This is a genomic window from Burkholderia catarinensis (assembly GCF_001883705.2).
GTDB lineage: Bacteria > Pseudomonadota > Gammaproteobacteria > Burkholderiales > Burkholderiaceae > Burkholderia > Burkholderia catarinensis.
Genome location: NZ_MDEQ02000042.1, coordinates 30,001 through 41,569 on the forward strand (window position 1 = coordinate 30,001; position 11,569 = coordinate 41,569).

Consider the following 11,569-nt stretch of genomic DNA (forward strand, 5'->3'; position numbering starts at 1 on the left):
ACGGTGCGGCGGCACTCAGATCATGCCAGCAGCTACCTGACGCTTCAGGCCGGCCTGGGCGTCGGACGCGTGAGCCAGCCAGTAATCGACGGCGAGCGGCAGGAACACCTCGCCTGCAGGCGCGATACAGGTTGTGTTTTCCGGCGCGCACACGGTCTCGCTTTCCGCATAAACGCCATAGATCTGCAGCAGCCGCTCGAAGTAGCGGAAGTCGCCCGTCGAAATGCCCTCCGGGCGCCAGGTCGACAGCGAACGCTTGAGGAACGCCCATTGCCGCATGCGTAGGATCGGCACCGGCGCGAGCGCCGGCAGGCCGGCGGCCAGACGCGCGATGTTGATGCGCGACTCGATGAGCCTGACGATCCGCTCGTAGGACAGACGCGCATCTCCCGCCGCCGCGACGACATTCGACGGCGCCGCTCCTGCCGCGCCGCGCCGCGCCAGTTGCACAAGCTCACCTGCCACCCAGTCGATCGGCACGATGTCCATCAGGCCGGCGCGATTGCCGACGAGAAAGGGCGGTGCCAGCGAGGCGATAAAGCGGATCAGCGGATACAGGCCATGGAAGCGGCCGATGGCGCCGTCGATGCTGTCGCCGACGACGAGGCTGCAACTGAACACCGAGACCGGCATCGTCGATCCGAATCGCTCGCGCAGCGCCCGTTCGCCGGCCGCCTTGCTTTCCTCGTAGCCGTTGCGATAGACCCAGTCGTGCGGGCGCGTGAACGCGGTCGATACGTAGACGAAGTGGCGTTCGCGCGCGACACGTTCGACGAACTCGGCGAAGCGCAGGGTGCCCTCGACGTTCATCTCGTGCATTTCCTCGAAGGACTTGTGCCACGAGACATCCGCCGCGAGATGGACCGCGACCGCGTGATCGACCGGCGCCAGCGAGGCGGCGGCGTCGCGCATCGACGCCGGGTCGAGCAGGTCGCCCCGAACGAAGCTCACCGAACCGCGCCATGCCGGCGGCCAGACGGATTCGCAGGCACGTGCCGCGGCGTCGGACCGTACCAGCACGATCGCCCGGCCGTCCGGGCGGGCGCGCAGCCAGTCGCCCACGAAGCGTTGTCCGAGCGCGCCGCTCGCGCCCGTCACGATCAGCGTATCCATCTCAGCGCTGCGCATCGAGGGCGGCCGCATACCGGGCATGGAGGCGATCGCGAATGCCGGCCAGCATCTGCTGGCTGTTCGCGCGGATCGCGCGTTCGCCGATCGGATGCAGCACGTCGGCGAGCGAGGGGATGCCGATGTCGAAGGTGACGTTCAGGTCCACGTGCAGGCCATCGTCTCGTTCGACGAGCACCCATTCGCCGTACCAGATCTCGAGATCGCCGTCGGTCTGCCGGAATTCGATCCGTTCGTTCTCGACTAGGCGGTCCGCCTCGGTCCAGGTCAGTTCGCTGCCGTTGAGCAACACGCGCCAGGTGCTGTGCATTTCGCCGGTTGCGTCGGGCGGGACCTGAACCTCGAGTACGTCCGGCATGAAGTCGGGATAACGAGCGAAATCGGAAAGGATCGGCCACACGTCGGCGCGTTCGAAGCGGCCGAGAAACACGCTGTTGATAACTTGAGGCATGCGTCGCTCCGTCAGGAATGGGTCACGCGGACGGCAGCCTGGACGGCATCGCAGAAGCGATGCAGGCCGGCCACGAGATCGTCGAGGGGGGTGAGCGCGCTCGGATACACGCGCAGCACGTTGGTCGCGCCAAGGCAGAACGCGATCAGCACGTCGCGGTGAGCCGCCTCGATCAGCGTCTGCGCGACGGGGCGGCTGGAGTCGAATTCGATGCCGAGCATCAACCCGCGGCCGCGGATATCGACGACGGCCGGGCAATCGGCCAGCCGCTCGCGCAGGATGCCGAGCGCCAGCGCGCCGAGCTGCCCGACCCGGGCCAGGAATTCATGGCCGGTGACGACGGAAAGCACGGCTTGAACGACCGCGCCAGCCAGCGCACTGCCTGCATACGACGAGGCATGCACCACCGGGTCGCGAGCCGGTGCGCCGAATCGGCTCGTGTCGTAGACAGCGGCCGCCACCGGAAACAGGCCGCCGCCGAGCGTCTTGCCGAACACCACGATGTCGGTCGGCGAGCCACAGCACAGCGCCCCCGTGCGGCCCAGGCCCGACTGAATCTCGTCGTGGATCACGAAGGTATCGTGCCGCCGGCACAGCGCCGCTAGGGAGGCGAGAAAGCCGGCGTCCACTGGCCGGATGCCGCCTTCGCCCTGCACCGGCTCGCAGATCGCGGCCGCGATATCGCCTTGCTCGAGTGCGGCGCGCGCGGCGTCGAGATCGCCTGCGTCGACGAACACGGCATCCTCGCGATGCATCAATGCGTCGTGGCCACGGTAGCCATAGCTGATCGCGAGCGCGCCGGCGGTGCGGCCGTGGTACGCGTGGGTGAAGGCCAGGATCTTGCGCCTGCCGGTTTGCATTCGCACCAGCTTCAGCGCGGCCTCGATCGCCTCGGAGCCGCTGTTCGCGAATAGCACGCCGTTGCCAGGGCGGCCGACGCCAGCGACCAGAGCTTCTCCCGCGCGGATTGCCTGCTCGTTCGCGAGAATGCGGCTAGACAGGCCGAGCCGGCCGAGTTGCGTGCCGAGCGCTTCGACTACCGCCGGGTGACGGTGGCCGAGCAGATGCAGTCCGAACGAGCCGAAATCGAGCCAGCGACGCCCGGTGTCGTCCGTGATCCAGGCGCCGGCGGCCGAGTGCTCGGCTGCGGTCAGGCCGGCCATGCGCAGCATCAGTCCCTGTTCGCGGCCGAACAGTGCGCCGTAGCGCTCGGTGAACGAGGTCTTGCGCTTGAGATCGGCGGAGCGGGCGAAATCGGCGTGCGCGTTCATAGCGACCTCATCAGCGGTGCGAGGAAGGACGCGTCCTGGCTCGTGAGCCGACACAGCTTGTCCCAGGCGCGCAAGGTGCGAAGCACCTGCCCCTGGGTGCCCGGCAACAGCGGGTTGAACAGTTCGCCCGGAAACGCCTCCAGTGCGGCCTCCAGCTTCGCGATCAGCGCCGCCGCGTGGCGGTCGCTCGTCGCGCCATGCGCATCGTCGCCGACGCCGAGCCGACAAACGGCCTCGGCGCCGGGCAGCATCGCGACCTCGGACAGGCCGTACTCGGCGCAAAGCGCGAACGCGTGCAACTCGTCGGGCGGGATCGCGCCGGACAGGCGGTAGTCCATGTCGATCAGCAACTCCGCGATCTTGATGCGCAGCACGTCCACCACGTCGGTCGTGTCCGCTGCGCCCTCAAGATCCTCAAGGTAGGCCTGCAGTTCGGTCATCAACAGCCAGGCAACCGATGCTAGCGTTTCGGCCAGGGCCGCGCCGTTGCGGACCTGGCCGGCGGCCAGCTTCGGAAACCAGTGGATCGGCAGGGAGGTATGGGTCGTCGCAGTCATGTCGATCCACTCAGGAAAGGGAGTCCGTCAGTGAAAAACCGATCACGCCCGCGCGAGCTCCCACCAGCAGATGCCGGGCCAGCTCGGGCGAAACCGTAGCGAGATCGCGTGCCTGTGCCGTGAGCGATGTGGGCGGCTCGAAGCCCGGCAGCAGGGCGGCCCGGCCGTCCTGTCTCAACACGACGTGGCTGCCCGGGAGGAACGGTGCCCGGTCCGGCTGGCGCACCGTGGGGCTCAGCGCCGCGTAGGCTTTGTCGAAACCGAAATCGGCATCGGCAAGCTCGACCAGCGCGACCAGCCGCGCCGCGTCCGCCTCGTCCAGCCCAGCCGCGCACGCCGGGCCGGAGCTGCGCCACAGCGCGTCGATGGCGTCAATACAGGCCTGGTCGTCACCGGCGAGCAGAGATCCAACCGCGCGGTGCCAGCGCAGCCGGGTCCACTTCTTGTTCGATACCGTCCAGCCGCGCCGGGATAGCATGGCGTTCATCAGGTGGAGCAGCGCGTTGGCGGCATAGGCACCGCCGCCACGTCTCTCGCCGCAACGCAGTGCGAGCAGCGCAAAGCCAGCGGATTGGCGGAAGGCATCGAAGGCGGCAACCGCCCACATGCCGCCGAGCGCCGTGTGCCAGCCCAGGTAGGGCACGCCACGGTCGGTTGCCACGCCGCTCACGATTCGCTCCAGATACTTGCGCGAAACGGCCTGCGTGACATCCCAGCGCCGATAGGCCTGCAAGGTGTCGAACGGGCTTGCCGCGCAGTAATCGGCAAGGGCGCGCATCGCGGTTTCGACGTCATCCGCTGCGAACGCCACGGTTTCGAGGTGCTGTCCGTCGTGATAGATCTGCGAGGCCATGGCGCCGCGATCGTCGTCATCGGTGGTAATGCAGATCAGGTCGATATCGCTTGCAGCATTGGCGACGCCATGCACCGGCGAACTGGTGACAAGCGTGCATTTCACCTCACTGTATTGGAGTTTTGCGACGGATTCTAGTGACGCGAACGATAACTTTCGCGAATCAAGAAATGCCTCGGCATTTCTGGAATGAAAAGCAGAATAGTCCATAACCTGAATATCGTCGGGTCAATAGATTAGCAGCGGCCGAACGCGAAACGCGGGCCGAACGGCTGAATGCGAAGAAACTTCGCCTTATTCAATCGATGCGGGAGTCGGGGGATGGTGAGGCGAGGTGAAGAACGGTTGGGTCGCGTTGGGGCAGCGGTGAAAATTGTTTTTGCTCATTTTAGATCTCTCAAGGTTCGCGCTGGCGACGAATCGTATAAGGCATTGTCCGTCGCGATCGAAATAATTCAAAGCAAACGATGTGCCAGACAATGGCGATTCACCGCGTGTTCCCGTCCGGAGGGTGCCATTCAGGAGCGCGATCCGGCCGGCGGGATGCACCCGACACAACTGAAATTCGTTAAAAATTCATGTGGTTAGCAAAACTTCCTGTTTGATTAACCGATCTCGTCTGCGCGATGGAAGCGATGCTCACCGCAAAGCTTCGGCGCGATAATTGAAAATTCCATGATGAGGTATCGATCCGAAACATGGCACCAAGCATGTGCGAGGTTGCACGCATTGTTGGCAATCAAGAAGATTTTGCACTCATTCTGGGATTTCATCTTGTGCACAAGAGCGAGATGCTAGCTTGATTTAATGTTGATTTGGAAAATTCAAAATGGCATGAAGCTTGCTGCTAATTTAATTTCACTTCATTGGACAAGCGCGATGAATCTCGGCAAATACTTCAGCACGGATGCTCCCGATACCTTCTATACGATCGATCGGGAGTGGATCACCCAAAACGCTCGGCACTTCGGCGAGCGGTTCGCCGGCAGAGTCCTGTACGCGGTCAAGGCGAACCCGCTGCCGGAGGTGCTCGACGCGCTCGCGCGCGGCGGCATCACGCACTTCGACGTCGCTTCATTGGAGGAGGTCACGCAGGTTGCGCAGACGGTGCCCGGCGCGACGCAATATCTGATGAATCCGGCAAAGTCGCGCCATGCGATCGATGTCGCTTATCGAAACCACGGGGTGCGCTCGTTCGTGGTGGACAGCGAGACCGAACTGCGCAAGGTTCGTGACGTGCTGCCGTCGTCCGACGACGAGATCATGATGTACGTCCGCTACGCTCCCTCCGAATCCGGAGCGGTGTTCGACTTGCGGGGGAAGTACGGCGCGGCCGTGGGCGACGCGGCGGCGCTCGCCGAGACGATCGGCGCGTCGACGCGCTGGGGTGTCGGGCTGTCGTTCCATGTCGGCTCGCAGGCTGTCGAGCCTGCTCCCTATCTGACTGCGCTGCAGGACGCCGAGCGCATCATCGACGGCGTGGGGGCTCGCATCCGCAGCCTGGATGTCGGTGGTGGTTTTCCCGGCGTCTATCTGAATAGTCGCGGCGATACGACAGCGTTGCTCGCGTCGATCAACGCGCGGGTCGAGGCTTCGTCCGCCCTGCAGCAACTCGATCTGATCTGCGAGGCCGGGCGGTCGCTCGTCTACGGGGGCATGTCGCTGTTTGCGCGTGTGCTGCTCAGGCGCGGCTCAGATGTGTTCTGCGGCGCAGGCATCTTCGGTGGCTTGTTGTCCGCGCAGCAATGGTTGCAGTTTCCGTTGCGTGCGTGGCGCCATGGCGAACCGTATGGAGGCAGCGAACAAGCGTCGTTCCAACTGTTCGGTCCGACTTGCGACAGCATGGACCGGCTCGCGTTTCCCTATCAGCTGCCAGCCGATATCAACGAAGGAGACTGGTTGGAGTTTCAGTCGGTCGGCGCATATTCGGTGTCGCTGCGAGCGCGATTCAATGGCTTTTATGCCGACGAGATCGTCGACGTAGGCCGCTGAGTATTTGCCTGCGCCAAACGAACGGAGTTCTGCCATGTCCGCGTATTTCATCCTTGTGCTAGGAATTGTCGCCGAAGCCACGGCCACGCTCGCACTCAAGGAAAGCGAGGGTTTTAGCAAACCTTGGCCGCTTGTGCTTGTTGTATTGGGCTATGGCGTGGCGATCACTTGCCTTGCCAATGCGCAACAGGGTTTGCCCATGTCGTTGATCTCGTCGGCCTGGTCCGGTCTGGGGATTACGCTGATAACGATCGTTGCTGCAGTCCGGTATCAACAAATGCCGAACCTTGCGTCAATAGGCGGTATTTTTATGATCATCGTTGGCATTTCGATCGTGAATCTGTTTGGTACCGTGCGCGGTCATTGAACAGTACCCAACCTGTCCGTCGCGTCTTTCAGCATGCTTCGTGGCATCTGTCGATGCGAGCGGACAGGGGATCGGAAATTACACAGTGATCAGCCCGCGCACGCCGTTTGCCTCCATTTCGCTGGCGGCGCCGCCAGCGACGATTTCGCCGCGGCTCATGACCCAGTAATGGTCGGCGATCGAGCGGGCGAAATCGTAATACTGCTCGACCAGCAGCACCGTCATCTTCGTCTCGTCGACCAGCTGCCGGAGCGTGCGGCCGATGTCCTGGATGATCGAGGGCTGGATGCCCTCGGTCGGCTCGTCGAGGATCAGCAGTTGCGGCTCGCTCATCAGCGCGCGGCCGATCGCGAGCTGCTGCTGCTGGCCGCCCGACAGGTCGCCGCCGCGCCGCGTGCGCATTTCGCGCAGCACCGGGAACAGCTCGTAGATGCGGTCCGGCACCTTCGAAGGCGCCTTGCGGCTCGCTGCGCCCACCAGTAGGTTCTCCTCGACAGTCAGGCGCGGAAAGATATCGCGGCCTTGCGGCACGTAGGCGAGCCCGGCGGCAACACGCGCATGCGGCGCAAGCGCGTTGAGCGGCTTGCCGCGCCAGGCGATCTGGCCGTTCTTCGCGGCGACCACGCCCATCAGGCAGCGCAGCAGGGTGGTCTTGCCCACGCCGTTGCGGCCGAGCAGCACGGTCAGCCTGCCCTCCTCGGCGCTCAGGCTGATGTTGCGCAGGATATGGCTGCCACCATAGAACTGGTTCAGGGAATCAATATTAAGCATTGCAAATGCGTCCTTCAGGGTCCATCAACGTCCGAGGTAGGACTCGATCACAGCCTCATCGCGCTTGACCTGATCGAGCGTGCCTTCCGTGAGCACGGCGCCTTCGGCCATCACGGTCACGCAGCCGGTCACGCCGGCCAGCGCGGCGACGAATTCCATGTCGTGCTCGACCACCATCATTGAGCAGGTGCCGCGCAGCGTGTTCAGCAGCTGCGCGAGTTCCATGGTCTCGTGATCGGTCATCCCGGCGGCGGGTTCGTCTAGCAGCAGCAGGGCCGGCTGCTGCATCAGCAGCATGCCGATCTCGAGCCGCTGCTTCTGGCCGTGCGAGAGCTCGCCGGCGAGCCGGTAGGCGCTGCCTTCGAGATTGATCAGCTCGAGCGTCTCCTCGATGCGGCGCTGCGCCGAGCGGTTGAGCCGCGCGCGCAGCGAGGCCAGCCAGCCCTTGTCGGTCTTCATCGCCAGCTCGAGGTTTTCCCACACCGGATGCGCCTCGAACACGGTCGGCTTTTGGAACTTGCGGCCGATGCCGGTGCGCGCGATCTCGGGCTCGCTCATGCGCGACAGGTCGAGGGTCTGGCCGAGGAACACCTTGCCCGCATCGGGCCGGGTCTTGCCGGTGATGACGTCCATCATGGTGGTCTTGCCGGCGCCGTTCGGGCCGATCACGCAGCGCAGTTCGTCCGCGTCGATCGACAACGAGAGCTTGCGCAGCGCGCGAAAGCCGTCAAAGCTTACTTCGATGTCCTCCAGATAGAGGATCGTGCCGTGCGAGGTGTCGATTACGCCGGGTTCGACCACGCGTGCCATCGAAGCAACGCCGCTGACGGTTAAGTCATCGGTACGATCAGTAGCACTGGTGACGCTCATTAACGTGCTCCACGTTTCATTAAGGATTCGACCAGGCCGACGATGCCGCGCGGCATCAGTAGCGGCACCAGCACGAAGATCAGGCCAAGGAAGAACAGCCAGTATTCGGCGAAGTAGGCGGTGAAGAAGCTCTTCGCGCCGTTCACTGCGAACGCGCCGACGATCGGCCCGATCAGCGTGCCGCGCCCGCCCACCGCCACCCAGATCGCCATCTCGATCGAGTTGCCCGGTGACATTTCGCTGGGGTTGATGATGCCGACCTGCGGGACGTAGAGCGCGCCGGCGATGCCGCACAGCACCGCCGACACGGTCCAGATGAACAGCTTGTAGGCGAGTGGGCTGTAGCCGAGGAACATCAGGCGCGTTTCTCCGTCGCGCACGGCGGTGACGACGCGGCCCAGCTTCGAGGTGACGAGGGCGCGCGCGGCGATGAAGGCCAGCACTAGAGTGGCGAAGCTCATCAGCAGCAGCACGGTGCGCATGCCGGGCGAGGTGATGGTGTAGCCGGCGATGCGCTTGAAGTCGGTGAAGCCGTTGTTGCCGCCGAAGCCGCTCTCGTTGCGATAGAACAGCAGCATCACCGCGAAGGTCATGGCCTGGGTGATGATCGACAGGTAGACGCCCTTCACGCGCGAGCGGAAGGTGAAGAAGCCGAACACCCAGGCGACCACGGCCGGCACCAGCACCACCAGCGCGATCGCGACCGGCAAGTGGTCGGACCCGCTCCAGTACCAGGGCAGCGACTTCCAGTTCAGGAACACCATGAAGTCGGGCAGGTTGCTGCCGTAAACGCCGTCGTGGCCGATCTCGCGCATCAGGTACATGCCGATCGCGTAGCCTCCGAGCGCGAAAAACAGGCCGTGGCCAAGGCTCAGGATCCCGCAGTAGCCCCATACGAGGTCGAGCGCGAGCCCGCCGATCGCGTAGCACATGAACTTGCCGGCGATTGTCATCGCATAAGCGGACAGGTGGAAGGCGCTTGACTCGGGCACTACCAGCGCCGTGAGCGGCACGCCGATGCCGATCGCCAGGCACAGCGCGAGCAGGGCGAACCATGCCCTGCGCGACAGCAACGCGGCGCGCGGCGGCAGGCCCAGCGCGAAGTCGGGTGTACCGGCTGCGGGCACGGGCACCGTGGCCGGCGCTATCGAGAGGGAGGAGGCGATCAAGGTCATGGTTCAGGCCTCCGCGCTGCGGCCCTTCAGGGCGAACATGCCCTGTGGACGCTTCTGGATGAAGAGGACGATCATCACCAGCACCGCGATCTTGGCGAGCACGGCGCCCCAGAACGGTTCGATCGCCTTGCTTACGAGGCCCAGGCCGAAGCCGCCCACCACCGTGCCGGCGATCTGGCCGACGCCGCCCAGCACCACCGCCATGAAGGAATCGATGATGTAGTTCTGGCCGAGGTCGGGGCCGACGTTGCCGATCTGCGACAGCGCGCAACCGCCGAGGCCCGCGATGCCGGCGCCGAACGCGAACGCATACGCGTCGACGCGCGCGGTCTTCACGCCGACGCATGCGGCCATCCGCCGGTTCTGCGTGACCGCGCGCACGAACAGGCCGAGCCGCGTCTTCGTCAGCACGGCCCATGCGATGCCGACCACCGCGAGCGCGAACGCGAGGATCACGAGCCGGTTATACGGCAGAATCAGGTTCTGCATCACGGCCACGCCGCCGCTCATCCACGACGGATTCACAACTTGCACGTTCTGCGCGCCGAACACCGTCCGCGTCGCCTGGATCAGGATCAGGCTGACGCCGAACGTCGCAAGCAGCGTCTCGAGCGGACGACCGTACAGATGCCGCAGCACGAGCCGCTCGAGCACGATGCCGACGAGCGCCGCCGCCGCGAACGACGCGGGCACCGCGATGAGCGGATACCAGTCGAACGCGGCCGGCGCGAAACGCTGCATGAGCGTCTGTACGACGTAGGTCGCGTACGCGCCGATCATTAGGAATTCGCCATGCGCCATGTTGATCACGCCGATTAGGCCGTAGGTGATGGCCAGGCCGAGCGCGGCAAGAAGCAGCACACTGCCGAGCGAAAGGCCCGCGAACAGCGTGCCCGCGATCTCGCCGCGGCGCTGCAACGCGTGCAGCGCATCGAGCCCTTGCTGCGCGGCGCCGCGCACGCGCGCGTCGGGTTCTGCGTAGCTGCCGTCGGCGTTCATTGCGACGAGCGGACGCAACTGCTCGATCATGTCGAGGTCGTGACGCGCGGCGACGACCTGCACCGCTTCGAGACGCTTCGCCGGATCAGCATCGTGCAGCGCGGCAATCGCCCACAGCGCGTCGAGCCGGCGCTTGAGCGTCGCATCGCTTTCCTTCGCGCGCGCCTTGTCAATCAGCGGCTTGAGCGACGCATCGGGGTTCTTCAGCAGCGCATCGACGGCGGCCGTGCGCGTGGCGAGGTCGGGCGAGGCCAGATCGAGGCCAGACAGTGCGTTGGCGATCTTGCTGCGCAGGAGGTTGTTGAGCGTGACGGGCTGCGCGTCGCCGGGCTTGATGGCGGCGCCCGACAGGGAGTCCTTGGTGCTGCCGTCGTCGGCCTGCAGCAGCAGCTTTCCGTCGTCGGTGGCGAGCGTGGTGCCGTCGGCGAGTGCATGCAGTAGGGCGACCGAGGAGTTGTCACTGGCCGCGGCGAGGTGATCGATCGCCGCAAGTTTCGCGTCGAAGTCGTCGCCGGCCAGCGCGACCGTATCGGCGGCATCAATGGCGAACGCGGCGGGACTGCCAATTGCCAATGCCGCGCAAGCTAGCAGCATTCGCATGAATGGGCGCAGAGTCATGAATAGATCCGGAATTCCACGGTTGGCGAGGTCCGAAGAGTGCATCGGACCTCGATACATCGATTTAGGCCATCGCTGCGCGACGGCGGCGCAGGAAGTCGCCGATCGAGCTGACCACATCGGGCTTGCCCGCATTACCCTGGATGTAAGGGCTCCAAGGCTGCGCGCGCACCGCGGTCTTCGTCTTCCACACGACGTTGAACTGCCCGTCACCGCGGATCTCGCCGATCATCACCGGCTTGTGCAGGTGATGGTTGCCGTCCATCGCGAGCGTGAAGCCCGACGGCGCGGCGACGGTCTGGCCGATCATCGCGACGCGCACCTTGTCGACGTCGGTGCTCTTCGCTTTCTCGACCGCTTGCTTCCACATATGGATGCCCACGTAGGTCGCTTCCATCGGGTCGTTGGTCACGCGCTTCGCGCCGCCCGGCAGGTTGTTCGCCTTCACCCACGCGGCGAACTGGTCCTTGAATTTCGTGTTCGTCGGGTTCTTCACCGACATGAAGTAATTCCACGC

Annotated in this window: 12 protein-coding genes; 2 read left to right on the forward strand and 10 right to left on the reverse strand. The window is 64.7% G+C overall.

The features are described 5' to 3' along the window. Nucleotides 1-15: 15 nt before the first annotated feature. The 5 genes from BFF94_RS35330 to BFF94_RS35350 are packed head-to-tail and all read right to left on the reverse strand — an operon-like array spanning nucleotide 16 to nucleotide 4,470. Nucleotides 16-1,113 (reverse strand): SDR family oxidoreductase, encoded by a 1,098-nt coding sequence (locus tag BFF94_RS35330; RefSeq protein ID WP_219140397.1) that lies wholly within the window; start codon nucleotides 1,111-1,113, stop codon nucleotides 16-18. Nucleotide 1,114: 1 nt separating this feature from the next. Continuing rightward, nucleotides 1,115-1,579 (reverse strand): type II toxin-antitoxin system RatA family toxin, encoded by a 465-nt coding sequence (locus BFF94_RS35335; RefSeq protein WP_128844097.1) that lies wholly within the window; start codon nucleotides 1,577-1,579, stop codon nucleotides 1,115-1,117. 11 nt (nucleotides 1,580-1,590) lie between these two features. Continuing rightward, nucleotides 1,591-2,850, reverse strand: coding sequence for an aspartate aminotransferase family protein (locus BFF94_RS35340; RefSeq protein WP_128844095.1), 1,260 nt, complete (start codon nucleotides 2,848-2,850; stop codon nucleotides 1,591-1,593). Then, nucleotides 2,847-3,407 (reverse strand): DUF6031 family protein, encoded by a 561-nt coding sequence (locus BFF94_RS35345; RefSeq protein ID WP_128844092.1) that lies wholly within the window; start codon nucleotides 3,405-3,407, stop codon nucleotides 2,847-2,849. The genes BFF94_RS35340 and BFF94_RS35345 overlap by 4 nt, the downstream gene beginning before the upstream one ends. A 10-nt stretch (nucleotides 3,408-3,417) precedes the next feature. Then, nucleotides 3,418-4,470 carry a DUF6001 family protein gene (locus tag BFF94_RS35350; RefSeq protein ID WP_128844089.1) on the reverse strand — a complete coding sequence of 351 codons (1,053 nt, stop codon included), beginning with the start codon at nucleotides 4,468-4,470 and terminating at the stop codon, nucleotides 3,418-3,420. Nucleotides 4,471-5,139: 669 nt separating this feature from the next. Here BFF94_RS35350 and BFF94_RS35355 point away from each other — a divergent pair. Both BFF94_RS35355 and BFF94_RS35360 read left to right on the forward strand, forming a co-directional pair. Continuing rightward, the gene (locus BFF94_RS35355) at nucleotides 5,140-6,252 is read left to right on the forward strand and encodes a type III PLP-dependent enzyme domain-containing protein (protein WP_128844087.1); all 1,113 of its coding nucleotides are present in this window, start codon (nucleotides 5,140-5,142) and stop codon (nucleotides 6,250-6,252) included. A gap of 34 nt (nucleotides 6,253-6,286) precedes the next feature. Continuing rightward, entirely contained in the window at nucleotides 6,287-6,619 is a 333-nt protein-coding gene (locus BFF94_RS35360) for a DMT family transporter (RefSeq protein ID WP_128844084.1), read from the forward strand. A 78-nt stretch (nucleotides 6,620-6,697) separates the two neighbouring features. Here the strand turns inward: BFF94_RS35360 and urtE are convergent, their stop codons facing one another. The 5 genes from urtE to BFF94_RS35385 all read right to left on the reverse strand — a co-directional run. Continuing rightward, nucleotides 6,698-7,390, reverse strand: a complete 693-nt coding sequence (gene urtE, locus BFF94_RS35365) for an urea ABC transporter ATP-binding subunit UrtE (RefSeq protein WP_128844082.1) — start codon at nucleotides 7,388-7,390, stop codon at nucleotides 6,698-6,700. Nucleotides 7,391-7,414: 24 nt separating this feature from the next. After that, the gene (gene urtD / locus BFF94_RS35370; protein WP_128844079.1) at nucleotides 7,415-8,260 is read right to left on the reverse strand and encodes an urea ABC transporter ATP-binding protein UrtD; all 846 of its coding nucleotides are present in this window, start codon (nucleotides 8,258-8,260) and stop codon (nucleotides 7,415-7,417) included. Next, a complete protein-coding gene (gene urtC / locus BFF94_RS35375; protein WP_128844076.1) occupies nucleotides 8,260-9,435 on the reverse strand; it encodes an urea ABC transporter permease subunit UrtC in 1,176 nt (391 codons plus the stop codon). The genes urtD and urtC overlap by 1 nt, the downstream gene beginning before the upstream one ends. Before the next feature lie 3 nt (nucleotides 9,436-9,438). Continuing rightward, on the reverse strand, nucleotides 9,439-11,052 hold the full coding sequence (gene urtB / locus BFF94_RS35380; protein ID WP_128844073.1) for an urea ABC transporter permease subunit UrtB: 1,614 nt from the start codon (nucleotides 11,050-11,052) through the stop codon (nucleotides 9,439-9,441). Between the two features lie 64 nt (nucleotides 11,053-11,116). Further along, nucleotides 11,117-11,569: transporter substrate-binding protein (locus tag BFF94_RS35385; protein ID WP_219140398.1), on the reverse strand; the 453-nt coding region annotated here is incomplete at its 5' end.

Excerpts from the sequence above, each read along its gene's own strand:
- urtD (WP_128844079.1), bottom strand. The coding sequence starts at position 8,260 with ATGAGCGTCACCAGTGCTACTGATCGTACCGATGACTTAACCGTCAGC.
- BFF94_RS35335 (WP_128844097.1), bottom strand. The coding sequence starts at position 1,579 with ATGCCTCAAGTTATCAACAGCGTGTTTCTCGGCCGCTTCGAACGCGCC.
- urtE (WP_128844082.1), bottom strand. The coding sequence starts at position 7,390 with ATGCTTAATATTGATTCCCTGAACCAGTTCTATGGTGGCAGCCATATC.
- urtB (WP_128844073.1), bottom strand. The coding sequence starts at position 11,052 with ATGACTCTGCGCCCATTCATGCGAATGCTGCTAGCTTGCGCGGCATTG.
- urtC (WP_128844076.1), bottom strand. The coding sequence starts at position 9,435 with ATGACCTTGATCGCCTCCTCCCTCTCGATAGCGCCGGCCACGGTGCCC.
- BFF94_RS35350 (WP_128844089.1), bottom strand. The coding sequence starts at position 4,470 with ATGGACTATTCTGCTTTTCATTCCAGAAATGCCGAGGCATTTCTTGAT.
- BFF94_RS35360 (WP_128844084.1), top strand. The coding sequence starts at position 6,287 with ATGTCCGCGTATTTCATCCTTGTGCTAGGAATTGTCGCCGAAGCCACG.
- BFF94_RS35330 (WP_219140397.1), bottom strand. The coding sequence starts at position 1,113 with ATGGATACGCTGATCGTGACGGGCGCGAGCGGCGCGCTCGGACAACGC.
- BFF94_RS35340 (WP_128844095.1), bottom strand. The coding sequence starts at position 2,850 with ATGAACGCGCACGCCGATTTCGCCCGCTCCGCCGATCTCAAGCGCAAG.
- BFF94_RS35355 (WP_128844087.1), top strand. The coding sequence starts at position 5,140 with ATGAATCTCGGCAAATACTTCAGCACGGATGCTCCCGATACCTTCTAT.
- BFF94_RS35345 (WP_128844092.1), bottom strand. The coding sequence starts at position 3,407 with ATGACTGCGACGACCCATACCTCCCTGCCGATCCACTGGTTTCCGAAG.